Origin of the sequence: Bartonella sp. LB28NMGDW (genome assembly GCF_042194435.1) — a bacterium.
Lineage (GTDB): Bacteria > Pseudomonadota > Alphaproteobacteria > Rhizobiales > Rhizobiaceae > Bartonella > Bartonella grahamii.
The window spans coordinates 17,753-43,918 of record NZ_JBHIMX010000013.1 but is presented as its reverse complement, the minus strand read 5'-3'; the positions used below and the strand labels follow the sequence as shown (position 1 = coordinate 43,918).

Here is a 26,166-nt window from a genome sequence, read left to right as displayed (position 1 = left end):
TTATACTTCCTAAATCAAAAACCGGTAAACTTGTTGAAGGTTCATTTGCATGGCTGCTTAAACAATACTTTAACAGCTCTAATTGGCATAGTTACACTAAAGCTACAAAAAAACAAAAAGAACTCATCCTTATGAAGGTATGTGATACTATAGGAAACATTCCATACCAAGCAATTGAAAAGAAGCATATTATAGCCGGTGTTGAACGGCGTAAAGAAACACCAGCAATGGCTAGAAACTTTCTGAAAGCCCTTAATGGACTTTTTAATTGGGCAATTGATCAAGGTCTTTTGGAAAATAATCCAACTTTAGGCGTCAAAAAACCTCCTCTTAAAAATAAAAGCGGCTTTCCTGTTTGGACAGAAGAAGATGTTGAGAAATATTATCAAAGATGGTCCCATGGTACCCATGAACGCGTTTGGATTGATATTCTTCTGTATACGGGCTTACGTCGTGGTGATGCGGTTCGCATTGGCTGGAAAGATGTCAAAGACAATATTATTCATCTCAAAACAGAGAAAAGTAAATTCCAAACAGATGTCTTTCTACCTATTTTACCGGAATTAGCCAAAACGCTTGAAGCTGGTCCTATTGGAACAGAAACTTTCATCTGTAGTAAAACTAATCAAAAACTCTCCAAAGAAAGCTTTGGCGATACATTTAGAGACGCTTGTAATGCGGCTGGAATTAAAAAATCGGCGCATGGATTAAGAAAATTAGCAGCAACACGCGCAGCTAACTCTGGTGCAACAGTATCACAACTCAAAGCAATTTTTGGCTGGACAAATGATGCTATGGCATCTCTTTACACAAAGAGCGCAGACCGTAAAAGGTTAGCTATAGAGGCGATAAAAAAGCTTCAAAAAGATGAGGGATAGAGGCAAAAAAACTCAATAGAATCAAGATTCACCTATTCCCCCATATTAGACATAACTATTTTATTTTACTTGCTTTTTATATACCATTCACGGACACCACCGTGAAATGGGATTGGTTGCCTTAAGAGATGTTTCTATAAGACAATGCTATCCTGTTTTCTCATGATCATAATCCTCAATCTAACAAAGATGAAACAAACAATAGGATTGCAAATATGATTTGGGGAGCTCATCTGAAAGATGAAAAATGATAAAAATCTCCGCTATAAAAATTAAAGAAGAAACTATTCGTTGAAACGTAACTTCTTTATTTTAGAATTTTTATATAACACTTTACTGTTGAGATGCATAACCGTTAAAACGCATGACCACGATCTGTAGAATTAAGCTTTGGCGAGAAAAACATTTCAGTATCTGCTTGTAAAACATTTTTACAATTTTTAGATTCCTTAACAGCTTGTCCTGAAAGAAAACACTTCTTTCCCCATTCTTCCCTTAATTTTGCATCTTTCTTAAAATCCTCTACGCTATAAGTTTTTTCACACCCCACAGCGAATAATAGAGCCATGCATAATAAAATAATTTTTTTCATTTTACCCTCTTTAAATACCTTATCTGTTAACATCATCCCCCAAATGGGTGTTAAGTTTTCATACTGTATGAGAAGACAGCCTTACTATCACTTACTTGCTTTCAAAGTGAGCACTCTGAGTAAAATAACGTAAGAAGAACTCACGACAGCCATCGTATGAGTTTGTCATAAAATATAATGAGAAGAAAAAAGCCCAAACTGAGTAAAAATGACAAAATCAGAAGACGCACTAATGTTTTTTTTCCAACTGATTTCAAATAGTGACATAGCGATAGGAACCGCGCCCCTCACCCTATAAAAAGCCTATGAGCATTATAACGCTTAGTATCACGATCAATAGACTACAAAGCCATTACAAAAAAGTATGAGCTCTTTTTACCTATTCGTATGTTGATTATTGTTTCCCCCATCGAATGCTTAAATAAAAACATCTTGTAATATATAGAAAACAATCAACAATGCAAATCATTTTTACGAAGATTTCTTCGTGTGGAGTCTGTTTGAAATCCATCTTTTAGAAGTCTGAATTTAGAAGCAGATAATTATGAAAGCTTTTCAAGGAATGAAACAGTTTGATCACTCTTAAAGAAGTAAAAAAACGTGATCCAATCCTGAAGACAAAATTCTGATGAAAAAACTTTTGCTAGGAATTCTTTTAAGGCACTGTAAAATATTCTATCCGTTATATCAAACGTTACGCCATTTTGGGATCTATTCATTTTTCACTTTTATCAACTCTGCTCTAGAAATCCATTTCTTGAGCGTTTTTTATCGTCTCATTTTCTCCTTCAAACACAAATACTCAAAAACGTTTTGCCACCAACAATGAAATTTTCCTGCTTTTATAAAACACATAAGTAAAAATAGAAGAGCGATTTTGAGAGCCCCCCCTTGAAAATGGAAATATTATCCATTTACTTCACAAGCGGAAATAATCTCACGGTTTATTCAAACTTTCCCTATGGTCTTTTGCCCTATGCTCTGGTGCAATTTTATTGATAAAGTTTTCTCTATAAAAATTTAAGTAAATATGTTCGTTAAAGCCAATCACGGATTTTCAAAGGGGTTGTAAGATCCATTATCTCGCCGCCATTTTAAAGGTTCAGTGAAATCACTTGACCAAAGACCGATCTTGTTGTTGCGTGCTTTTTCTTCCGCATGATAGTACTGAGTTGGAATAGGATCTTTTCCCTCTTTTGAGAGGACCAACATACCTTCTGTAAGACCTGCCTCAGCTAAATCAACCCCTTGAACAAAACATTGCGCATAATAAACACCATTGTGCATCACAGCCTGTTTACAGGATAAATCCTGCCCAAGTGTTTTGGTGACAAGCCAAGCCGTTGTAACCGCACCACAGGGCCATTCTTGATCATTTAATCGTGCTTTTTGGCGTGGTGCGCACGTGTCTACACCATAAAGATGAATATCACGGGTGATATATGAGCGCCAAGATTGTGCAGCAGGCGTCAGTAATTTAAATGTAACCCCACTTGTAACAGAGGCCTTACCATGAAAAACAACAGCATTATTTGCAACATCGTTTGATGAAACACTCTTCTGCAAATCGAGAACTGGTTCATTTTTTTCTAATTGCTGTTTGGTGATAGATTTAACCAACTTTTCTTCTTCTCGATTTTTTTCTTTTCGATAAAAATTGAGAATATCTTGTATATCTTGCATCTCAAATGTTTTAAGAATACTGAAATCTATTTTATCTTTATACTGGCTTAATCCCCACACTATGGAACCCATAATGTAAATAATAACAATCAATTTAAATAGCATTTCTTAACACGCTCGCTCAAAAAATTCATTGTTTTTCTATCCTTTCACATTATTTATCACTAATCCCCTTGTTTTTAAAGAAAAAAATCCAAATATCTGTGTTGCACATTAACTACATTTTGTAAAGAATAATATTCCTTACTTGCATTGTTTTAATATTATTGTCTTTACCAATACATACAACTTAAAATTGCCATTTTCATGTAACACAATCCCAGTTTGAAAAGACTTCTGTCTCTTTAAGAAAAAGAGTTTGAGAGTGAACAGATCCACTATCAAGGCTTTTAAAACAAACAAACGAGAAGATTAAACTGTTATCAAATGACAGCATTCTCCAGTTTGTTAGAGGAAATGGAATGTCGACATATGAACAAATATTATTTGTTAAAGAGAGGTAAAATGACAGATAATAGATTCCAAAACATCATTTTTATCGTGACCATGCTGCTTTTTACGGCAGTTTTTGTATCTGATCTTTCTTATGCTGCTCCTGCTGCTAGTGGAGGTGGTCTGGGAAATCTTGATGGTGTTTTAGGCAATATTGTCACAATGATGACGGGTGCAACGGCAAAGCTTATTGCAATTATATGTGTTGCTGCTGTGGGGATTGGTTGGATGTACGGCTTTATTGACTTACGCAAAGCAGCTTACTGTGTTCTCGGGATTGCTATTGTTTTTGGTGCCCCTGCTCTCGTTGGTAAATTAGCGGGCACAACATAAATGAACGAAGATACTCTTTTCCTTGCCTGTACGCGCCCAGCCATGTTTGCTGGTGTTACAATGGAAGCGATGGCGCTTAATGTCATGGCGACATCCATTCTTTTTATTTTGACGAGTGATTTTACCATGTTTGGTCTTGGGATTGGGATGCACTTTATTTTGCGAGAAGTGACAAAGTATGATCACAACCAATTTCGCGTATTATTTGCATGGCTCAATACTCGAGGAAAACAAAAAAACCTCAACCGATGGGGAGGAGGTTCGACCTCCCCCTTGCGCCTTATCCGAACTTATAAGGAACTAAGCTGAAGGAGCCAAGCCGGTGAAACAGATGTCAATAATGAAACGGGAAACTTTGCCTGAAGAATATATTCCCTATATACGCTACATCAACCAACATGTCGTTGCTTTAAATTCACGCTGTTTAATGGTTGTGATGGCTGTTGAGGGTATAAATTTTGACACTGCGGATATTGATCAATTAAATTCTTTACACAACCAATTAAACACCCTTTTAAAAAATATCGCAGACGAACGACTTGCTTTATATTCTCACATCATCCGCCGCCGTGAAACGATATACCCAGAAGGTCACTTTCTTTCATCTTTTGCAACAACATTAGATGAAAAATATAAAAAGAAAATGGTTTCGCAAGAACTGTATAGAAATGATCTATTTATTTCACTGCTTTGGAATCCGGCAGCGGATAAAACAGAAAAGCTGGTTTCATTTTTTCAGCGCTTGAGCAAAGCGAAGAAAACACAATCTGAACCCGATGAGGAAGCTATTCGTAAACTCGAAGAGTTAAGTCAAGACCTTATGCAAGGTTTAGAAGAGTATGAAGTCCGTCTGCTATCAATCTATGAACATGAAGGTATTTTATTTTCTGAACAAAGTGAATTTCTCCACCAGCTGGTGGGGGGAAGACGTGAGCGTATTCCTCTCACATTTGGAACTATTGCTTCAACGATTTACTCAGATCGTGTTATTTTTGGGAAAGAAATTATCGAAATTCGCCATGAAAGCAATGAACGCTTTGTGGGCATGTTTGGATGGAAAGAGTATCCTTCTAAAACACGCCCAGGTATGACTGATGGTCTTCTTACGGTGCCATTTGAATTCATTTTAACACAATCCTTTGTCTTTAAAAGTAAGGCAGCCGCCAGTGCGATTATGAGCCGCAAACAAAATCAAATGATCAATGCAGCTGATCGTGCTAGCTCACAAATCGATGCACTAGATGAAGCGCTAGATGATTTAGAATCAAACCGTTTTGTTTTGGGAGAACACCACATTTCTTTAGCTGTTTTTGCTGATCATCCCAAAATATTGTCTGAAAACTTATCAAAAGCACGTTCCCATTTAACCAATGGAGGAGCGGTGATTGCCAGAGAAGATTTAGGATTGGAAGCAGCATGGTGGGCACAGCTTCCTGGAAACTTTAGCTATCGGGCGCGTTCAGGCGCCATTACTAGCAGAAACTTTGCCGCTTTATCGCCTTTCCATTCTTTTCCCGTTGGCAAACTGAACGATAATGTTTGGGGAGCTGCTGTCGCATTGCTAAAAACACAGGCTGGTTCACCTTACTATTTTAATTTTCATTATGGCGATCTTGGAAACACGTTTGTTTGTGGTCCATCGGGATCCGGTAAAACAGTGATTGTTAATTTTCTTCTTGCACAATTACAAAAACACAATCCAACAATGGTTTTTTTTGATAAAGATCAAGGAGCAGAGATTTTTGTACGGGCTGGAGGAGGGAAATACAAACCTTTAAAAAATGGGCAGCCCACGGGTATTGCTCCCTTAAAGGGCATGGAATACACCGAAAAAAATAAAATCTTTCTTCGTAATTGGATCTTAAAGCTGGTAAGCGCTGAAGGGCAAATCGTAACAGAAGAAGAGCGACAAGATATCGCCAAAGCTATTGATTCCTTAGAAAACTTACCCCCAACACAACGTTCTCTTGGTGCACTTCAACTGTTTTTTGACAACACATCAAAAGAAGGTATCGCCATACGACTACAACGCTGGATTAGGGGCAATGATTTAGGGTGGGTTTTTGATAATGATCAAGATGATCTCAATTTAAACGCACAGTTCATTGGATATGACATGACCGATTTCTTAGACAATGAAGAAATTCGGCGCCCCTTAATGATGTATCTCTTTCACCGCATTCTTGATTTGATTGATGGGCGGCGCATCATTATTGTCGTTGATGAATTCTGGAAAGCTTTGGAAGATGATTCATTCAAAGCTTTTGCGCAAGATCGGCTAAAAACAATTCGTAAACAAAATGGCATGATGCTCTTTGCAACACAAAGCCCTAAAGATGCTTTGAACTCAACAATCGCGCACACAATTATTGAGCAATGCCCCACCCAAATATTTTTTCCAAATCAAAAAGCAAATTACAATGATTATGTCGAAGCTTTCAAACTTACTGAGCGTGAATTTGAACTGATACAGTCAGAATTAAGCAGAGAATCTCGCCGTTTTCTCGTCAAACAAGGACAAAGTTCCGTCGTTGCAGAACTTAACTTACGTGGAATGAATGATGAGATCGCCGTTTTAAGCGGCACAACAAAAAACATTGAACTCATGAATGAAATTATCAACGAATATGGAGCAGACCCTGACAAATGGCTGCCCATATTTTATCAAAGGAGAAAAAATCAATGAAAAAATATGGCTTAGTTACACTGTTATCTTTTTCTTTTATTTCACATGCAATATCACAAACGACACCCGATGCGGATGAATATTATAAACAAGCACTCGAGAATACACAAAAATTAGATGCTGCAAAATCAGAAACAGCTGAAAGCGTATATAAAACTGCAACTGAAACTGCAAAAAAAATTAAAGCAATAAGTCATCAACTTGAACAACTTAAGTCACAAACAGATATAACAACAACAGAAGCTGTAAAAAAACCTAGCCTTGAAGAATTGCAGAAGCTTCAAGCTCTTCAACAAGAGCTTCAAGTAAAACTTTCTCTTCTTCAAGCCGATCTTCAAGTGGCTTCTCTAAAACTTCAGTCTCTTGATATGATTCAAGCAAGAGATACGAAAACAAAAGACGAAATGCGTGAAGAAAAGGAACAACAAAAACATAAATACCTTGAGGCACAATTAAAAGAAAAAGAAAAACAATTAAAAGAAAAACTTGAAAGTACGAGTACAAATGTCAGACTTTAGTTTTTCTCCATTTGAAAGCATTTCTGGGTATATTTTAACCCCTCTCGATAATGTGATGGACACAACGGTGAGAGGGTTATCTTCTGCTATTTCAGCGCCCTTAAATCTCGCCGCAATCATTTTTATCTTTCTTTATGGCTATAATGTTATGACAGGTCGCGTTGCGCTTTCCATGCATAGTCTTCTCAATAATGTTGTTAAAATCGTTGTTGTGACAACAATGGCAACGAATGCGGATACATTTAATACTTATGTCAAGGATATTTTCTTCAAAGATTTATCCAATGCTATTGGAAATGCGCTTAACAGCAATCCTGCAAGCTCCAATGTTTTTGATTATATTTTGTTAAAGGCAAATACTCGCTATCAAGAAGTTTTATACAACGCTTGGTTTTTTGAAAAGATCGTTGTGGGGCTTCTTGGTTCTATCATGCTTTTAGCCGTTATTCTTTTTTGTATAGGTGGTTTTATTGTGCAAATGTTTGCACAAGTTGCACTCGTAATGATTATAGGTCTTGGCCCTCTATTCATTAGTTTATATTTGTTTAATGCAACGCGAAAATACACCGATGCATGGATTACAACTTTGATCAATTTTACCATTTTACAGGTTCTCGTGATCATGCTTGGAACCATTATATGTCAAGTTATCCTACAGGTTCTCAAAGTTTCATATGAATCAATCTATGTTCTTTTCCCCCCTGTCCTCGTCATTTCGATCATAGGGGTTATTATCTTCCGTGCGCTTCCCGGTATTGCAACAGCGCTGGCCTCTGGCGGACCATACTTTAACACTGGTGTCTCTTCAGGAGGACAGGTTTTCACAATGCTTGCCAATGGTGCAAGAACGAGTGCGAATACAGTAAAAAATGCCGCTTTACAAATCTCAGGTGCTGCCGGTAACGCTTCTAAAGGTGCGGCAGGCGCGGCAGCAAAAGCAGGAAGATCTGGAGGTGGTCGTGGTCGGTTTTAAGATAAAGCACCTCTTTAAAAGAATAAGCACTTTTGTTTTAGCCTTGCGTGCGCCCTTTGGCGCACGCGCCATGGTCCTGTTCCAGATAAGACCTAACATCTCGGGTCTTACAACAAAACCAATCAAAGTCTTGCATCACATAGACTTGTAAAAGTGTCCAAAATAAAGGCTCTCATGCATTGTATTCCAAGATATTTGTGAGTTCAAAAAATGAAACGAAAAATAACTTTTGTTATGGTCCTAACAATCGCTCTTACTGGTTGCGCCTCTTTGAGTGGCCCCAAAAAACCACCACGCTGTAATGGCAAACATACACGTGCTTTAAATAAAGATAAGTGGAATTGGGACAATCAAAACGTTGTCCACCCAGAAAAGAGCGTAAAGACTGTTACAACTCCTATCATTCTCAATACTTTGGAAAGTGAAAAAGCAACAGCCAATTCAGCTTTATTAAAGCCGGTTATTCATGAAGCACGATCTGATAAAACTGTGGAGGTTACGCGTGAAAAGTGATGCCCTTGAAGAATATATAAAAGAAGCCCGCTCATTTGACATTGATCGCATGCATAGCATGCGCGTGCGAATGAAAATTTCCATGGCTTTAACAGTGCTTTTTGGATTGATGACGATTGCGCTGGCTTTAGCTGTCGCAGCTTTGACGCCTTTGAAAACGGTAGAGCCTTTTGTTATCCGCGTTGATAACTCAACAGGCATTATTGATACTGTAAGCGCCCTCAAAGAATCCCCTAACGACTATGATGAAGCGATAACGCGTTATTTTGCCAGCCAATATGTTCGTGCCCGTGAAGGTTTTCAAGCATCCGAAGCAGAAAACAATTTTCGCTTAGTTTCTCTTTTATCTTCTCCAAAAGAACAAAACCGTTTTGCAAAATGGTACGCGGGCAATAATCCAGAAAGTCCGCAAAATATTTATCATAACATGATTGCTACCGTCACAATCAAATCAATCTCTTTTATAAGCAAAGATCTTATCCAAGTTCGTTACTATAAAACGGTCAGAGACTTTAATGAAAAAGAAAATATTTCCCATTGGATTTCAATCTTAAATTTTTCCTACGTGAACGCACACATTTCAACATCTGACCGTCTCATCAACCCACTTGGTTTTCAAGTATCGGAATATAGATCTGATCCAGAGGTGATAAAATGATCAGACTTTTACAAACAATCTTTTTAATTTTTACGATTACTCTCAGCTTTCACACAGTCCTCTCATTTGCGGAAACAGCGCCTGTCAGTGCACGTAAAGATAACCGCATCAGATTTGTCAATTATGACCCTTACAACGTCGTACAAATCATTGGCTCCATTCGCTCTTCAGTTCAGCTAGAATTTGCCGATGATGAAAACGTGACCTATGTAGGAATTGGAAATTCCGTTGCTTGGCAAGTTGCGCCGGCTGGTCACTTTGTTTTTCTCAAGCCGCGTGAAGTCCAACCTGTGACCAATTTACAAATTGTCACAAGCCGCCAAGATGGTACACAACGCTCTTATCAATTCGAGCTGCAAGTCCGTGAAGGCGATGTTTCAGCCGGCAATGAGACGTATTTCTTGGTAAAGTTTCGTTATCCAGAAGATGAAGCCTTACGTAAGAAATTAGCCGAAGCAGAAAAAGCAAAACAACGTGAAGAAAACTTTGTCAATGATGTTTTAAATATCCATGAAGATTTTGGACCACGCAATTGGGCTTATGAAGCCCAAGGCTCATCCCTCATTGAACCTGCGTCTGTCTATGACAATGGAAAAACAACAACCTTTACCTTTTTAGGCAACATTGAAATCCCTGCCATTTACATTGTATCGCCTGATGGGCAAGAAGCTCTTATTCCCAAATCGATTAAAGGCAACAAAGTTATTGTTCATGCAACAGCTGCACAATTCACGCTACGGCGTGGGAATGAAGTATTGTGCATCTTTAATAAAAGGTTCGTACCAGAAGGAATTAACCCTGAAACAGGTACGACATCACCATCTGTACAACGTAAAGTGAACCTAGGAAGCAGCCATGAATAACGCCGTGGATGAAAAAAGCATCAATGATCGCGATACAATAAAAAATGCTCAAGGAAAAAGTCAACAGAACAATGTAGGGAAAGCTATTGCTCTTATTATTCTTTTCAGTGTCTGTCTTTATTTAGCCTATTCAACACTTGTTACAGAAAAAAAACAACCAATTGAATCTTCAAAAGAAGGAAAAGTTATAAAACAAACAGAGCTTTTTCGCCCTGCAAAGCCTACCCCCTCCCCCCTTGAACAGCCTCAACGAAATAACGCTCTATTGCCAAAAGTCGAGCTACCAACACCAAACATCAATCAATTAAATTCTGATGACTCACTTCTGGAAGCAGCACAACGTGCTCCTGTATTAGCTTATGCAAATACACAACAAGGCAAAATAGATTCACAAACAAATAATGGTGTATTGCCTCACCAACTTGAAAGTAAACCTGATGAAACGACACAACGTTTTAATCATCTTCTCAAACCCACAGTGCTTGAAGGTATTCGTGCTTCAACCCTTGGCAATCGAAACTACATCATCGCGATGGGAACTTCTATCCCTTGTATTTTAGAAACAGCCATCAACAGTGATCAACAAGGTTTTGCCAGTTGTATCGTCTCCAGAGATATCTTATCAGACAATGGTCGTGTTGTCCTTCTTGATAAAGGCACCCAAATTGTTGGTGAATATCGCGCCGGCTTGAAAAAAGGCCAAACACGTCTCTTTGTGCTATGGAATAGAGCAAAAACCCCTAATGGTATCATTATATCCTTAGCTTCACCTGCAACAGACAGTTTAGGGCGTTCTGGTATAGATGGAGATATTGATAACCATTGGTTAGAGAGGATTGGATCTGCGCTTCTTGTCTCCCTGATAAAAGATGCGACAAACTATGCCAATAAACGTTTAGCAAAAAAACAAGAAAAAGAAGAAACTGAAACAATCTCTTCCGGACAAAACATCGCAAACATTCTCGTAGAAAATTACGCCAATATTCCTCCAACATTATCCAAAAACCAAGGGGAAATGGTGAATATCTTTGTTGCCCGCGATTTGGATTTTTCCAGCGTCTATAAATTGAAAGTCATCGAAAATAAAAAACAGATTACCAATCGAGCTGTTTCAAGAAACTTTTACAAAAATTCTGTGATACCTTTAAAATGAACTCAAACTTACATACCATGAGCGATGAAACCATCGCGATTGTTCTCACAAAACTTGAACCCATCCGTGCTTTTTTGAAAGATGAAAGTCTTTTTGAAATTGTTATCAATCGTCCCTATCAAGTAATGACGGAAGGGTTTGATGGATGGAAAACAATAGAAGCACCGGCTCTCTCTTTTAATGAGCTTATGGGGATTGCGAAAGTTGTCGCATCCTATTCCAAGCAAAACATATCAGACAAGAATCCAATATTATCGGCTACTCTGCCAGGTAATGAGCGCATTCAAGTTGTTATTCCGCCGGCTGTCGAAAAAAACACGATTAGTATGACAATTCGCAAACCATCATCGCAGAGTTTTTCTCTCGAAGAGCTCGCGAATAAAGGTCTGTTTTCACTGTGTGAACAGATATCTTTCACGCCATTGAATGATTATCTTTCTCGTTTTAACGAACTCAAAATCATCGAGCATAACTTAGCTCATGCCTACTGCAATAAAGACTTTGTCTCCTTTTTAAATCAAGCTGTAAAATGCCAGAAAAATATTTTAATTGCAGGAAAAACTGGTTCGGGTAAAACAACATTATCAAAAGCATTAATCGCCAAAATTCCTCAAGAAGAGCGTATTATTACCATTGAAGATACACAAGAATTGGTGATACCGCACCCTAATCATGTCTCGATGTTCTATTCAAAAGATGGACAAGGCTTAGCCTCTGTTGGACCCAAAGAGTTGCTTGAATCATCTTTACGGATGCGTCCTGATCGTATTCTTTTGCAAGAGCTTCGAGATGGTACAGCCTTTTATTATATCCGCAATGTCAATTCAGGTCATCCAGGTTCCATTACAACGGTTCATGCCTCAACAGCCCTTGCTGCCTTTGAGCAAATGACCCTTTTGGTCAAAGAAAGTGACGGAGGAGGTGATTTAGAGCGTGATGATATTCGAGGACTGTTGATTTCAATGATTGATATCATCATCCAATGCAAACGGGTTGAAGGAAAGTTTAAGGTCACAGAAATTTATTATGATCCCTTCAAACAACGAAACATCTTTGGAGGAGACTAAAAGAAGATCACATCGGTTGCTAAAGGCTCTTTTAAAGCAACGATTGCACATAAAAGGAAAAATGCATGAAAACCAAAGCAACAGAAAACAGCGAAAACCTTTTACCTATGACAGTAGAAGAATTAAAACAACGCCGTGAAGCGGTTGAAGCAGCCATCAGCACCCATGCAATAGAGGGAATAGCGCTACATTCCAAAACGCTAAAAATTTTAGAAGAATATGCAAGGGGGAATATTTCACTCGAGGAATTTAATACTCTCATGGACAACGTAACATTATAAGGAAGCTACGATGCCGAAAGCAAAAGAAAAAACAAAAAATATACAGACAGTTTCTCCTCATCATTATGTCTACCCGAACACCACAACACTCAAAAATAAATATGGAATAAAAAACTTTAAATCCTTTCTGGAGAAATGCTCGCATGATACAGCAAAAGCGATGGTTAATCTGCGTGCAGCCCCCCTACCAGAAAAATTTGATACCTCCTATCTATGCTCTATTCATTATCAGTTATTTAAAAATACCTTTGAATGGGCTGGTCATCTTCGCCATCTTCCCTTTACATTTGAAGATGGTACCACAGCCGCTATGCCCGAAATGAAAAGAACAGGATGGGAAAATCCTTTTGCACTCGGTGATGAAATCCCTGAAGGTTTACAAAAATTAGATCAAACACTTGCCGAAAAAGATAATTTGCAAGGCTTAACGCGTGAGAAATTTAACTCTGAAGCAATAAGTTTATTTAACTTCCTTAACCAGCTCCATCCTTTTAGAGAAGGCAACGGACGTACACAACGGGTCTTTTTTGAAAAGCTCGCTCAAGCAGCAGGCCATCAGCTTGATTTTTCACTTGTTACAAAAGAACGCATGATGCTCGCCAGTGTTGCTGTAGCAGAAAATGGTGATCTAGAACCAATGCAACATCTATTTGAGGATATCTCTAATCCCAATAAAATACTTCTTTTAAAGGAATTCATGAACAACATGAAAGAACTTGGGCGCAATGTTAATGATCGTCCCGTTATGGTTGCAAAAGAAGGTGAAACCTACACAGGAATGTATAGAGGTGCTGGTTATGATAGCTTTGCATTCAATGTGAAAGGGGCTTATATCATCGGCAATAAAGAGCATCTCACACCAGAACAACTCAAAACATTAAAACCCGGTGACAAATTTACCTTTACAGTTCCAAAAACAAAAGAGCTTGAAAGCATTCTCATTCCAGAAGAAAGATTAGCTCCTTTGACAGAAAATAAAAAAGCCGAAATGGTTTCAGAAGATTCTTGCGTCCACGCAAGCCTAAAACAGGTCCAGAAATTGGCAAAAATTGTTTATGGTAAAGAAAAAATATTAGATAAACAGATGCTAGAGATCATCAAAAATCCAAGCTTAGGCCAACAGCTCGCCAACCAGATTGAAAGAGCACCGCACTCTGTTTCTCATCTTGCAGGTTTCAGTTTATGTGGACTACAAAATCAAGCACGTGCAAACGCTAAAAATCATCTTGAGATGCTCTGTACTACCGTTGCAAATTTCGCCCATGCTGTAAAACATGCGGAGAAGGAAATTACTCAAGAACATGCAACAGAACAAAGTCGTCGTGCAAAAATAGTAAAAATGCCAAGCAAAAGCTTACAAGAGCTCTTCACCTTGCCAAAAGAATTACAGCAAGAAGCTTTAGCAAAAAATCCTTTACTTCAAAAAGAGCTTACCGACTTTGTAAAAAACATCAATAGCCGTCTCTCACTAACTGAACATAAAGCTGTCAAAAATAATGAGTATGAAACACTGGCTCAAAGCATTGGTGTATCAGAAAATAAAGCCAAACAAATTACACAAACCGTTAAGCAAGCCAAAGAGCTACATCAGCAAACACAAGTATGCACAATGCATCGTTCCAAAGCATTTGCTATGGCTTGCTAAGAATGGATAAAAGCTTCCTCCTTTATAAGAAGGGCTCATAAACGAGAACTGTTTGGCGTCATCTGCGCTTTTTCAAAAAAGAGAGAGTTTAATATCACACACCTGAAAAAAGAGCTTTTCGCAGCATCGTCTGATAGAATTGAAAGTAAATACAATGAAATATACCAAGACACAAATGGTACTCATTTTAACACCAATCGCTTTAGGTGCTTTAACGATATTCTTTGTTCCTCATTTTTTGTTGTTTATAACAAATGGACTAAAGAGCAATCAAATTTATTGGACACTTCGTTCAGAACCTTTACTAGTCTTAGCACTAACAGCTGCTGTGTCATTGTTTTATAGTCTCTCGCAAAAGCTGCACTTACGTAAAGGAATTACTTTCGTTTCCCTTATCTTTTTTGGAACCGCAGCTCTTTATTATATTGGTGGAGAAATAAAACGTTTAAGTCCCTATGTTGGACAACAAGGAATAACGTGGAATTATGCGCTTCAATTCATGGACCCCATGGTTGTCTTTGGCATCATCATTGGTGTTTTTTTTTCCGTTATTCAATTGATAACAACCTCTCCACCTAAAAATAAGGTCAGGCGAGCAAAAAAAGGTGTGTTTGGTGAATCCGCGTGGATGAATTTAAGAGAGGCAGCGAAAATTTTTCCTGCCAATGGGCAAATTGTTGTGGGTGAAAGATACCGTGTTGATCAAGATAATGTGTGCAAAATTCCCTTTGCACCTGGCAATAAAACAACATGGGGAAAGGGTGGGACGGCCCCTTTGCTAACCTTTAATCTTGATTTTGGCTCAACTCATATGATCTTTTTTGCTGGTTCTGGTGGCTATAAAACCACAAGTACAGTAGTTCCTACGTGCTTAACCTATCCAGGGTCTATTATTTGTCTTGATCCTTCAACAGAAGTTGCCCCAATGGTCAAATTTGCGCGTCAAAAGATGGGGAATAGAAATGTCATTGTTCTCGATCCCAATTCATTTTTAACAAAAAATTTTAATGTCATCGATTGGCTTTTAGACGACAGCGTACCACGAACACAACGCGAAGCAAATATTGTAAGCTTTTCTAAGTTGCTTCTTACAGATAAAAAATCAGACAATTCTTCAGCGGAATATTTCTCGACACAAGCTCATAACCTTTTAACAGCTCTTCTTGCTCATGTTATATTTTCTGATGAATATAAAGACAACGAGCGCAATTTAAAAACATTGCGTGGAATTCTCTCTCAATCAGAAACAGCTGTTGTCAATCAACTACGTATGATTCAAGAAACAACACCTTCTCCTTTTATTCGCGAAATGGTTGGCATTTTTACAGAAATGGCAGAGCAAACCTTTTCAGGAGTCTATACAACCGCATCAAAAGACACTCAATGGCTTTCTTTGTCCAATTACGCAGATCTTGTCTGCGGAGATGATTTTTTTTCCTCAGATATTACAAATGGCAATACAGATGTTTTTCTCAATCTCCCCGCAAGCATTTTAAACAGTTATCCAGCTATTGGACGCGTGATTATTGGCGCCTTTCTCAATGCCATGGTTACAGCAGACGGTAACTATAAAAAGCGTGTTTTATTTGTCTTAGATGAAGTTGATCTTCTAGGCTATATGAATATTTTAGAAGAAGCGCGCGATCGTGGACGTAAATACGGTACATCCTTAATGCTTTTTTATCAATCTTCTGGTCAGTTGGTCAATCACTTTGGAGAAGCTGGAGCACGTTCATGGTTTGAAAGCTGCTCCTTTGTCAGCTATGCTGCCATTAAAGACTTCCAAACTGCCAAAGACATTTCAGAACGCTGTGGACAAATGACCGTTGAAGTAACCGGAACAAGCAAATCAAGAGGCTTATCTTTAGGAAAGGGTTCATACAACGTCAATTACCAACAAAGAGCTCTGATTTTACCCCATGAAGTTATTCAAGAAATGCGTCAAGACGAACAAATTATCCTTATGCAAGGACAACCTCCTTTGCGATGTGGTCGCGCTATCTATTTCAGAAGAAAAGAAATGTTAGCCGCAGCTGCAAAAAACCGCTTTGCCCCACAAAAGAAAAACTAACCTCCTCTTATGAGATCTTGACTATGAAAAGAACAAAAACAATATACATTTCTGTTTTTTAAAAGCCCGTTAACAAAAAGTTTTTACCCGCTTCCTCACACACATAGGGAAAACATGATAAAAAAAATCCGTGTTTTTTCCTTTTTGTATTTTGTGTATCATTTTACCAGCGCCCATCGTCTTTATAAAAAACACCAATCCCCTCATCAAATCACCTATAACTAAACCAACATCTCCACTGAGGAAAGTCTGCAAATACATTCCTCCAAAGCTTTTTGTGTATAATTTGTCCCCTACAAACAACCCAAAATTTAATCTTTGAGATAAGAACTCTCAAGACACCTACATTCAAGAACATCGACTTTTCCAAAAAAAACATTTTAGATATACATCAAAATGAATAAATCATCCTTATACAAGCTTTTCCCCCTTTACGATATCATAAAGTGTTCTACTTTAATGATAAAGCGCTGAAAAAAAGCCTTTCTCCCCAACCAAAGAAAGGGATTCCTCTCTTATGGATCTTAAAGAAGCGCAATACGATAAGAGCAACAATCAAAATAAAAAACAATTTGTTTCAAACATACACAAACGAGATGTTCATATGGCAAGATGTTCGTATGGAGCAATAAGAAAAACATAATGGAGAAAGATTCTTGATGACTGCTTTTGCCCATAGATTCACTAATCTAAGTACTGTGTATGAAAAGTACCAACTCCATCCGCAAACCAAGAGCGATTGCACCCGCCATATCCACGATCTTCATCAAAGCGCTCTTACAAATAACTTTATCAAAAGAAAAAAACCAACAATTTTAAGCAACGTTTTTCTTTTTGACCTCTTCCTTACACCTCAAAGAATGGAGTTTTTTCCAGAGTCAACTTGTAGATAATCCATTTTCTGACCACTCATGGGATTCATACCAGCACCTTCAATACCAGTATTTTACAGCACAACAGGATAATAAACAAAAAGAAACATCAAAAAATCTTTCCAAAAATAAATGAAAAAAGAAAATATACATGAAAACAATCACAACAGAACATTTGGCATTTCTCACCCAAAAACCTTTCAAAAGTATCACAAAACGATCGATACAACCATCCATACACTTGAGGGAAAAGCACTCCCTCTCATAACACCAAAAATCTCAAAAGAATACGCGAAGGGGAATTTTTCATATGCAGCGTTTAAGACGCTTATCAACCACCACCCTACTTAGGAGAGATTATATGTTAGAGCAAAATTATTTATATAAAGGTACCTTAACACTCAAAAATAAATATGGCATAAAAGATCCCAAAAAACTGTATGAACGCTGTGCCCATGATACCGCCAGAGAAGCTGTCAATTTTCGCCATGAACCACTTCCACAAAAATTTGATTCCACTTATTTAAAATTAATTCACTGGAACCTCTTCCACAAAACTTTTGAATGGGCTGGAAAAACCCGCGATGTATCCTTTACATTTGAAGACGGAACCTCTGCCCATATGCCAGCGATGCGTCCCAAAGGTTATGAAGTTCCTTTTGCTGTCGGACCGCAGATTCAAAAAAAACTAAAACAACTCGAAAAAACACTTAATGAGAAGAACAATTTAAAAGGTTTATCGCGCCAAGAATTTGCTGAAAATGCCGCTGAAGTTTTTATGGTGCTCGAGCACGCACATCCTTTCCGAAAAGGGAATGGGCGCGTAAATCGAATGTTTATGGAAAAACTTGGACAAGCAGCAGGACATACCATTGACTTTTCTTTCATCACAAAAAGACGCATGACAGCAGCTTGTATTGAAGCCATGCAATATGGCAATCCCCAACCGATGAAGGATCTTTTTGAAGATATCACGCATCCGCAAAAATCCCTTGTTTTAAAAGAATTCATCTTCCAAATGAGAAACGCGGGACTGGATGAAATTAACAATCGTGTTGTTGTTGCAACAAAAGAAGATGTAACCTACGAAGGCGTCTTTAGAGGTTTTTCAGCAGAAGGTTTTGTCATGGAAGTAGAGGGTGCTTTCGTCGTCGGCCACAAAGATGACCTCCCCCCAGAACTCGTCAAAACATTACAAAACGGTACTCGCCTCTGCTTTCAAAAAACCAACGTTCAAAATGTAAAAGAAATATTGATCCCAAAAGAAACATTAGAATCTCTCACCCATGAAGAGTTATTCACAAAGATTTCAAATGACGCTTATGTTGAAGCATGCCGAAAAGAAATCAAAAATTTATCAAAGACTGTTTATGGTAAAATCCACGCCTTAAATACAAAAATGGATATCTTAACGGCTGATCCAAGCTTAGGAAATCAATTTGCTGATGAAATTTTACAAAACCCTCAATCAATTTCTAAACTTGCAGGGAGAAAAATACTTGACATGAAAAGCCCAAATCGCAGAATGGCGGAACAAACTGCTCCACAACTCAGCCAAGCCCTTAAAAATTATGCCACAATAACACAACAAACAAAAGAAGAAATTTTAGAGCAACATCAAAGAGAACAAAATCGCCTGAGTCACGCTGTCGAAACACCTGGAAAAAATTTACAAAACCTTTTTGCCTTACCAAGAGAACAACAAAAGGAAGCTTTATTGCATTCTCCAACACTACGACAAGAACTCCATCACTTTTCGCGCCAACTACACAATCGTCTATCCTCAGAAGAGCGTAAAGCCATACAAGAAAAAGATCATACCAGACTAGCGTGCCTCCTTGGGACATCGGAAAGCAAAGCAAAAGAAATTGCGAATACTGTAAAGAACACCCAAGAAGCACAATCTCAAGCCCGCAGCTTGAAAGTTAGTCGCTCTTCATCGCTTGCTCTTACCGGCTAAAAACGCGTGAACTTTTGCCTTCCAACTGACTCTTAGCGCCAATCATTTTATCTCCATTGCGCTCACCAATTGTTTTAAAATGTTACAAAAAATAGTCCTAAAAATGAATCCTGTAATTTGATGTAACTTATTGATAATATTTCATAAAAAAGCTGTATAAAAGACATAAATGTCCATTACATATAAACATGAATAGCGCGAAATCTTTGGAGATCATTTAATTTGATATCTTACCTTATCCTAAAGTTGTTATCAAAAAAGTGGGGAATGCGCCAAAGAGGTTTTCTAAAAATATTGAAAGGAAACAGCCATGAAAAAAAGTCACCCAAGCCCTTCTAGCAATGTAGAGGAACTAAGTCGACAAGTTGACCAACAAAATCTAGGTGCTTCTAATGTAGAAGAGCTCTACGCAAAAGTTAATAAACCACCCAAAGAACAGCGCAACCCACAACACTATACACTTCAACAACCACCAGAAACGGTCTTTGCTCCCAAAAAGCCACTTGACCAACAAAACCTAGGATCTCCTAATGTAGAAGACCTCTACGCAAAGGTTAATAAACCACCCAAAGAACAACGCAACCCACAACACTATACACTTCAACAACCACCAGAAACGATCTATACTCCCCAAAAGCCACTTGACCAACAAAACCTAGGATCTCCTAATGTAGAAGACCTCTACGCAAGGGTTAATAAACCACCCAAAGAACAGCGCAACCAACAACAATACACACTTCAACAACCAGCAGAAACGATCTATGCTCCCCAACAGCCACTAGGAAATCCCTATGACAGACTTGGTGGAAGACCAAGTGATGGGCGGCGTGCCCAAAAGCTCACAGATCCCTATGCCGTCGTTAATCTGGCAACGGGTGAGACAGAATCCGAACAGCTAATAAATCCCCTCTACGATACATCGAGGAGAAGCACTCAGGATTTGCAACGTTCCTCAAAATCAGAAGAACATCTCTATGCAGAGCTTGAATTTGGTGAACGTGGTGAGCCCTCTCCCCCAAAACCACTCGAATCTGTCTATACAACGGTTGGCATGGGAGCTGAAGGTGGGCAAGAGTCTGAACAACTAGAAAATCCTATCTACCAAGGTGTTGGCAGAGGAGCAACACCCCCTCCCAGAACCCCAAAAGATGTGGTTACAACAAAGCTTTTAAAAAACGTAGACTTTCAATATGGTATAAGAGAAACGCAAGAGTGGTGCAGAGTTGTTTATGGTAACGAACATGCTTTGAATGACCACCTTGCTAAAATTCTTGACGATCCTCAAAATGCAGAGCAAATCTTATGGGGCCTTGCAGAAAATCCTGAAAGCGCTGGTAAGCTTGCAGGTCACAAAATACTTGGTGTAAAGTCTCCAAGCCGCAGAGAAGCTGAAGAGAGTTTTTCTCCCCTTTGCTCAGCTCTTGAGAGACATATACATACGGCACAAAAGCTCCATAAACAGTTTACACGGGAGCATGAAAGAGAAAGAGGTCAAAGACAAGAAAGTCCAGAAAGAGAAGCAGAACACAGACACCACCATCATCATCGTCATGCAAGAGGACAAGAACAAAATAGTCCAGAGCACAGCCCACAACGACAAAGACATGGAGAAAAAGGAATGGCTTTTGCCATGTAAGTGGACATAAACGTAAAAACAGATAGTTTTTGTTTTTCATGTAATTTTTTTCAGTGAGTTTCTTGGCGCAAATCATTTTATCGTGATTGCGCCAAGAGTTGTTTTAGAATGTTACAAAAAATAGTTCTAAAAGTGGATCCTGTAATTTATTGTAACTTATTGATAAAATTTCATAAAAAAACTGTATAAAAGACATAAATGTTCATTACATATCAATATTGAATAGCGCAGAATCTTTGGCGGTCATTCGGTTGGATATCTTCCTTTATATAAAAGTTATCAAAACTAAAAGTGGGGAATGCACCAAAGAGGTTTTCTAAAAATATTGAAAGGAAATATGTATGAAAAAACATCATCCACATCCTTCTGCAAATCCAGAAGCCCTCTATGCAACAGTTAATAAACCAAACAGAGGAAACCAGCGCGGACCAAAACCAGAAGAAGACGTTCTATACGCAACTGTTAGCAGTGTTTCTCCTTCAAGAGGGAGACACCATAATCAAAGGCAACAAGAATCTGAAACCGATTACACAGAGGTTGCTCCCCCAAAACGCGAAGAAGAAGTTACATACGCAACTGTTAGCAGTATTTCTCCTTCCAAAGGGAGACACCATAATCAAAGGCAACAAGAATCTGAAACCGACTATACAATGGTTGCTCCACAACAAAGAGGAAGATCTTCATCTTCCCTCACAGCTGATCAAATAAGTGTCATACTTTTAAAAAATCCACAAGTTCAAGCATATGCACAAGAGGTCGTGCATTGGGGTACAACTGTTTATAACAGTGACACGCTTTTCCAACAGCACTTGCAAGACATACTTAAAGATCCCACTAAAGGAAAAGAGCTTTCAAATCAACTTGCTGAAAATCCTGAATCTATGCATAGGCTTGCTGGACGCTCCACACTTGGCTTAAAAAATCAAGCACGCAAAGCAGCTGAAGACGGTTTTAAACTGCTCGTTGATGCCATTGACGGTTATACAAAAGCTGTAGAAGATGCAACGGAACAGCTATTGCACACCCCTCTGGCGGAACAAAGACGCCGTCAAGAAAATTCTCAGCAAGTTGAGAGACACCATCATCGTCATCATCATCATCACACAAGAGGACAAGAACAAAATAGTCCAGAGCGCAGCCCTCAACGACAAAGACACGGAGAAAAAGGATTTTCTTATGCCATGTAAGGGGGCATAAACATAAAAACAGATAGTTTTTGTTTTTCATTTAATCTTTTTTTCAGTGAGTTTCTTGGCGCAAATCGTTTCATCGCGATTGCGCCAAGAATTGTTTTAGAATGTTACAAAAAATAGTCCTAAAAATGGCGCCTGTAATTCACGATAACTATTGATAACTTATTGATAATATTTCACAAAAAAACTGTATAAAAGACACAAATGTCCATTAAGCTGATTGCAAATAGCGCAGATCTTTGGAAACTCATTCAGCTCGATATTTCTTTTGTCTCAAAGCAATCCAAGCATAAAAGGCAAGAATGCACCAAAGAGGTTTTCTAAAACAATTTTTGAAAGGAAACATGCATGAAAAAAAAACACCCTCATCCTTTTCCATCCTCTTCAATACAAGAACTTATAAAGCTCTATGAACAAGCAGCGGCAGAGGTCTCAGGCGCAGCCCCCCTTCCTAAAGAAACGCCTTCAAAAAGCAAAAGACTGTCATCCATACCGGAAGAAGATGAGGAAAGACAATCTCTTTTAAGCGAAGAAACTGTATATGCATCAACAAATCCAACAGCTTCGTTAACAAGAGGCAGCTCTACCAAAAGGCAGCAAAAAACTGAAACGACACACTCAACAATTCCTTCACAAGTTACCCAAAGGACAACAAGAGTTCTCTCAGAGGAAGAAATCATTCTATTGCTTCCACACCATTCATTGGTTCGAACCTATCAAGAAGAAATCCAACGTTTATCCGCAAGTGCCTATGGTAACCCAAACATTTTGCAAGAAAAAATGCAAGAAATTCAAAGAAATCCAGCTGCAGGAGAGGAGCTCTCATGGCGCATGGCAGCATATCCTGAAAGTATTGCTAAACTTTCAGGCACCAGCGCGTTGGGCTTCAAAAATCGAGTGCGTAGACAAGCGGAAGAGAGTTATTCCGCTCTCAGTGTCACCATTGATGGTTATACAGAAGCTGTAAAACAGGCAAGAGAGAACCTCTTACAATCTCCAGAGCAAGAACTCAAAAACTATGAACGCTTTATGGGGAAGGAAGCCGTCGCTAAACTTCTACAAAAACCAGATCAACGTGAAAAAGCAACGCTTTCAGAAGTAGAAATTTCTACCCAAATTCACCAACATTCAAAAGTCAAAAGACACCATGCCCAAATTCAATATTGGTGCGGAGTTGTTTTTGGCAACACAAACATTTTGCAATCACAAGTGGAAACACTTTTCCAAAACCCTGAAACAATAGAAGCACTCGCACAGCAACTTGTCGGAAATCCTCAATCTTTTCACAAGTACGCTGGTCGCAACTTTTGTGGCTTTAAAAATAAAGCACGCAGACATGCTGAAGCTGGTCTTTCTCACCTCATTGACGCCACTGACAATTATGCAACGGCTGTAACACAAGTAAGAGAAAGCTTTTCAAAAACTCAGCAGACAAAACAAGAACACAATGAAGCATCTTCTGAGAGATCGCAAAACTTGCATCAACAACAAAGCGTCTTACAGTCTGCTCAACGCCCTGAGCCTTCAATAGTAACGCATGAAGGAGCAACACCCTCTACGCAACAAAGAGAAACAGATATTCGTCCTCGCAAAACTGCCGCCCCAAAAGCGATGGCTTTTGCCAGCTAAACAGGACATAAGTTTTCACATTAAATCTAACATCTTGGCGCAACACAGGAAAGAGGTGTTTGCGCCAAGAAAGAGAGAAAATTGATAGAAAATTTATTTTTCCGTCCCTTAACCCAAACACTGGAGAAAACAATCTTTAGAGAATGATTATGATCTGAGCCAAGAGAGTCAAATCGTGCGAGACCATTCAGTTTCATATTCTCTCTCATAAAAGCAAATGAAAAAGCATAAAATAGAATAAACACCAACGTACGTTTTTAAATAGTATTTAAAAACAATATTGGAAGAGTTTGAAAGGAACATGCATGAAAAAAAGAAATCCCTCCCCTTTTATCACCGAAATGATGGAAAAATTTCAACAACCGGCTGAACAATCCCCCACCAGAACCCCTCCTTCCCAAGTTTCTCAAAGTTTGCCAAAACCAACTGTAGAAAAACGCCCAGAAAATTTATCACACCACCCAAAGGTTGCGCCACCGCCCCCCCCCCGCATGAGAGCAAATACTCAAACCAGCACAATGCCCTCCAGCGCTAAAATCCCCAGCACCAAAACCCAAGAGACACCTCCTCTACAAACAAAAGTAGCTCCGCCCAAACCACCACGTGCAAAAGAAAATCTACAACCCAGCTCACAAATCCAAGAACGCTCCTCTCCGCACACAAAAACGCCTCCACAAAGACCACCACGCGCAAAAGATAGAGAACAAAACAGACCAACAGTTCAAAAGGAAGAAAATCCTTATGCAACACCTACTTCGCAAACACCCCCACGCATGAGGGAAAAAGCACAAACCGGAACAAAAATCCCCAGCTCACAAATCCAAGAAAACTCCTCTCCGCACACAAAAGCAGCTCCACAAAGACCTCCACGCGCAAAAGATAGGCAACAAAACAAAACAACAGCTCAAGAGGGAGAACACCTCTATGCAACGCCTACTTCGCAAACACCGCCACGCATGAGAGACAGAGTACAAAACGGTACAAAAATCCAAAATCCTGAAACACACGACCCAAGTGTTAGACCCAAAACACCATCACATATGAAAGTCAGACAGCAAAGCAGTTCATCATCACAAGACAGTGGAACATATGCCGTCCCTCCTTCAAGAAAACCGCACCGTATGGAAAACAGAAAACAAAGCGATACTATCGTCCCAAAACCTGCCTCTCCACACACAGCAATTGAACAACCAAGATCATCTCATGGACAAAAACCATCTATTAATACAATGGAAAGAGAGCTGTTGCTCGTAGCATATCAAGAAGAAATACGATTTTTGTGCGAAAAGGTTTATGGCAACAGGCTTATTTTAGAAGAAAGAATAGAAGCAATCAAAGAAAACCCCAATATGGGAGAACAGCTCTTATGGGATATTACAGAACAGCCTAAGTCTATTTCTAAGCTTGCTGGTAGAAAAGTTCTCGGCATAAAAAATAACGCGCGCAAACAAGCTGAAGAAACTCTTCCTACCCTATGTGCTGCTATTAACGGTTATATGTATACTTCAAAATATACAAAAAGTGAAAATATTTCACAAGGTTCTCACACGGAACAACAACATCAGCGACAAGCACAAGAGAAAGAGCCAATAAATCAACATTTACAAAATTCGCTCAATTCAGAAAAGAAAATAAAGCCTCTCTCAAATCAGGAAATTGCCCGCAGAGTTCAACAAGATCCATCGGTTCAATATGGTCAAAGAGAGATCCAATATTGGTGCCAAATTGTTTATGATGATCCATTTATTTTACAATATAGAATGGAAGATATGCACAAAATTCCAAGTATGGGAGAAGAGCTTGTATTTCAAATTGAAAAGGATTCTACATCTTTTGCTCCACTTGCTGGTAGAAAAACCCTTGGCATAAAAAACGGAGCACGCAAAGCCGCTGAAGAAAATATCCCTACCCTTTGTACCGCCATTAAAGATTATGCTGATACAATAAAACAGTTAAGAGAAACCATTGTGCAAAACCATCAGGAAGAACAACAAAAACGTCATCAACCACTTACCGATCTCGATAAAAAATTACAAAAGCAGCAAAGCTTATCGCAACCCCCGAAGCTGCCTGAACGCTCAACAGTAAAGCGGCATCAAGAAGTTGCAGAAACTTGTAGACAAGAAGACCAGCCGCATATTCGACAGCGCAGAGCCGAAGCATCAAAAGCCATAGCTTTGTCGTAATAAATCTCCTAATTGTTGGCTTTTTATCCAAAACTTTGGTGCAATTATCTTGCCAAGATTGCACCAAAGGCGGTGTATGAAATACAGAAAACTTTGAATAAGACACCCCATTATTTTACAGAATTCATTGATAAAATTTCACGATAATACTTCAAAATTATAAACTTTAACTTTGTTCCATGATTAACTTGGTTCCATGCGAATAAGGTCAATTTTTTCAATCATTCAAATGGGCACTCTTCTTTGAAGAAAACGCTATGAAAATAATTAAAGGCAAAAAATGT

At 38.7% G+C, this 26,166-nt stretch carries 21 protein-coding genes; 19 read left to right on the top strand and 2 right to left on the bottom strand.

Translation table 11 applies throughout. The features are described from left to right. Positions 1 to 878 (top strand): tyrosine-type recombinase/integrase (locus tag ACFIKG_RS07535; protein WP_375626354.1); only part of this gene is annotated, 878 nt, incomplete at its 5' end. A gap of 355 nt (positions 879 to 1,233) precedes the next feature. On the opposite strand, the gene ACFIKG_RS07530 is transcribed toward ACFIKG_RS07535, so the two are convergent. Next, positions 1,234 to 1,470, bottom strand: a complete 237-nt coding sequence (locus tag ACFIKG_RS07530; RefSeq protein ID WP_375626376.1) for an EexN family lipoprotein — start codon at positions 1,468 to 1,470, stop codon at positions 1,234 to 1,236. Positions 1,471 to 2,517: 1,047 nt separating this feature from the next. Next, positions 2,518 to 3,258 (bottom strand): hypothetical protein, encoded by a 741-nt coding sequence (locus ACFIKG_RS07525; protein ID WP_375626378.1) that lies wholly within the window; start codon positions 3,256 to 3,258, stop codon positions 2,518 to 2,520. A gap of 399 nt (positions 3,259 to 3,657) precedes the next feature. Here ACFIKG_RS07525 and ACFIKG_RS07520 point away from each other — a divergent pair, with 399 nt between their 5' ends. The 18 genes from ACFIKG_RS07520 (at position 3,658) to ACFIKG_RS07435 (ending at position 25,882) form a co-directional block, all read left to right on the top strand. After that, positions 3,658 to 3,978, top strand: coding sequence for a TrbC/VirB2 family protein (locus tag ACFIKG_RS07520; protein WP_375626379.1), 321 nt, complete (start codon positions 3,658 to 3,660; stop codon positions 3,976 to 3,978). Continuing rightward, complete coding sequence (locus ACFIKG_RS07515) at positions 3,979 to 4,287, top strand: type IV secretion system protein VirB3 (RefSeq protein WP_212112790.1); 309 nt, start codon at positions 3,979 to 3,981, stop codon at positions 4,285 to 4,287. It begins immediately after the preceding gene. Between the two features lie 22 nt (positions 4,288 to 4,309). Next, positions 4,310 to 6,664 carry a VirB4 family type IV secretion/conjugal transfer ATPase gene (locus ACFIKG_RS07510; RefSeq protein ID WP_375652016.1) on the top strand — a complete coding sequence of 785 codons (2,355 nt, stop codon included), beginning with the start codon at positions 4,310 to 4,312 and terminating at the stop codon, positions 6,662 to 6,664. After that, positions 6,661 to 7,182 carry a type IV secretion system protein VirB5 gene (locus tag ACFIKG_RS07505; RefSeq protein ID WP_375626381.1) on the top strand — a complete coding sequence of 174 codons (522 nt, stop codon included), beginning with the start codon at positions 6,661 to 6,663 and terminating at the stop codon, positions 7,180 to 7,182. Before ACFIKG_RS07510 ends, ACFIKG_RS07505 begins: the two co-directional genes overlap by 4 nt. Then, positions 7,169 to 8,155 carry a type IV secretion system protein gene (locus ACFIKG_RS07500; protein WP_375626427.1) on the top strand — a complete coding sequence of 329 codons (987 nt, stop codon included), beginning with the start codon at positions 7,169 to 7,171 and terminating at the stop codon, positions 8,153 to 8,155. Before ACFIKG_RS07505 ends, ACFIKG_RS07500 begins: the two co-directional genes overlap by 14 nt. 210 nt (positions 8,156 to 8,365) lie before the next feature. After that, a complete protein-coding gene (locus ACFIKG_RS07495; RefSeq protein ID WP_375626383.1) occupies positions 8,366 to 8,668 on the top strand; it encodes a type IV secretion system protein VirB7 in 303 nt (100 codons plus the stop codon). After that, complete coding sequence (locus tag ACFIKG_RS07490) at positions 8,622 to 9,326, top strand: virB8 family protein (protein ID WP_273788313.1); 705 nt, start codon at positions 8,622 to 8,624, stop codon at positions 9,324 to 9,326. The genes ACFIKG_RS07495 and ACFIKG_RS07490 overlap by 47 nt, the downstream gene beginning before the upstream one ends. Further along, positions 9,323 to 10,189, top strand: a complete 867-nt coding sequence (virB9, locus tag ACFIKG_RS07485; RefSeq protein WP_375652012.1) for a P-type conjugative transfer protein VirB9 — start codon at positions 9,323 to 9,325, stop codon at positions 10,187 to 10,189. The genes ACFIKG_RS07490 and virB9 overlap by 4 nt, the downstream gene beginning before the upstream one ends. Beyond that, positions 10,182 to 11,342 carry a type IV secretion system protein VirB10 gene (gene virB10 / locus ACFIKG_RS07480; protein WP_375652011.1) on the top strand — a complete coding sequence of 387 codons (1,161 nt, stop codon included), beginning with the start codon at positions 10,182 to 10,184 and terminating at the stop codon, positions 11,340 to 11,342. Before virB9 ends, virB10 begins: the two co-directional genes overlap by 8 nt. Continuing rightward, a complete protein-coding gene (gene virB11 / locus ACFIKG_RS07475; protein WP_375652010.1) occupies positions 11,339 to 12,409 on the top strand; it encodes a P-type DNA transfer ATPase VirB11 in 1,071 nt (356 codons plus the stop codon). Before virB10 ends, virB11 begins: the two co-directional genes overlap by 4 nt. Before the next feature lie 65 nt (positions 12,410 to 12,474). Next, the gene (locus ACFIKG_RS07470) at positions 12,475 to 12,690 is read left to right on the top strand and encodes an antitoxin VbhA family protein (RefSeq protein WP_015856714.1); all 216 of its coding nucleotides are present in this window, start codon (positions 12,475 to 12,477) and stop codon (positions 12,688 to 12,690) included. A 10-nt stretch (positions 12,691 to 12,700) separates the two neighbouring features. After that, positions 12,701 to 14,335, top strand: coding sequence for a BID domain-containing T4SS effector (locus tag ACFIKG_RS07465; protein ID WP_375648602.1), 1,635 nt, complete (start codon positions 12,701 to 12,703; stop codon positions 14,333 to 14,335). A gap of 154 nt (positions 14,336 to 14,489) precedes the next feature. Further along, positions 14,490 to 16,406 (top strand): Ti-type conjugative transfer system protein TraG, encoded by a 1,917-nt coding sequence (gene traG / locus ACFIKG_RS07460; protein ID WP_375626392.1) that lies wholly within the window; start codon positions 14,490 to 14,492, stop codon positions 16,404 to 16,406. A gap of 1,233 nt (positions 16,407 to 17,639) precedes the next feature. Further along, positions 17,640 to 19,238: a BID domain-containing T4SS effector gene (locus ACFIKG_RS07455; protein ID WP_375652009.1), complete on the top strand. Its 1,599-nt coding sequence runs from the start codon at positions 17,640 to 17,642 to the stop codon at positions 19,236 to 19,238. A 310-nt stretch (positions 19,239 to 19,548) separates the two neighbouring features. Further along, a complete protein-coding gene (locus ACFIKG_RS07450; RefSeq protein WP_375652008.1) occupies positions 19,549 to 20,874 on the top strand; it encodes a BID domain-containing T4SS effector in 1,326 nt (441 codons plus the stop codon). 341 nt (positions 20,875 to 21,215) lie between these two features. Further along, positions 21,216 to 22,061 carry a BID domain-containing T4SS effector gene (locus ACFIKG_RS07445; RefSeq protein ID WP_375652007.1) on the top strand — a complete coding sequence of 282 codons (846 nt, stop codon included), beginning with the start codon at positions 21,216 to 21,218 and terminating at the stop codon, positions 22,059 to 22,061. A gap of 354 nt (positions 22,062 to 22,415) precedes the next feature. Then, complete coding sequence (locus ACFIKG_RS07440) at positions 22,416 to 23,696, top strand: BID domain-containing T4SS effector (protein WP_375652006.1); 1,281 nt, start codon at positions 22,416 to 22,418, stop codon at positions 23,694 to 23,696. Between the two features lie 305 nt (positions 23,697 to 24,001). Further along, a complete protein-coding gene (locus ACFIKG_RS07435) occupies positions 24,002 to 25,882 on the top strand; it encodes a BID domain-containing T4SS effector (RefSeq protein ID WP_375652005.1) in 1,881 nt (626 codons plus the stop codon). Positions 25,883 to 26,166: the final 284 nt, after the last annotated feature.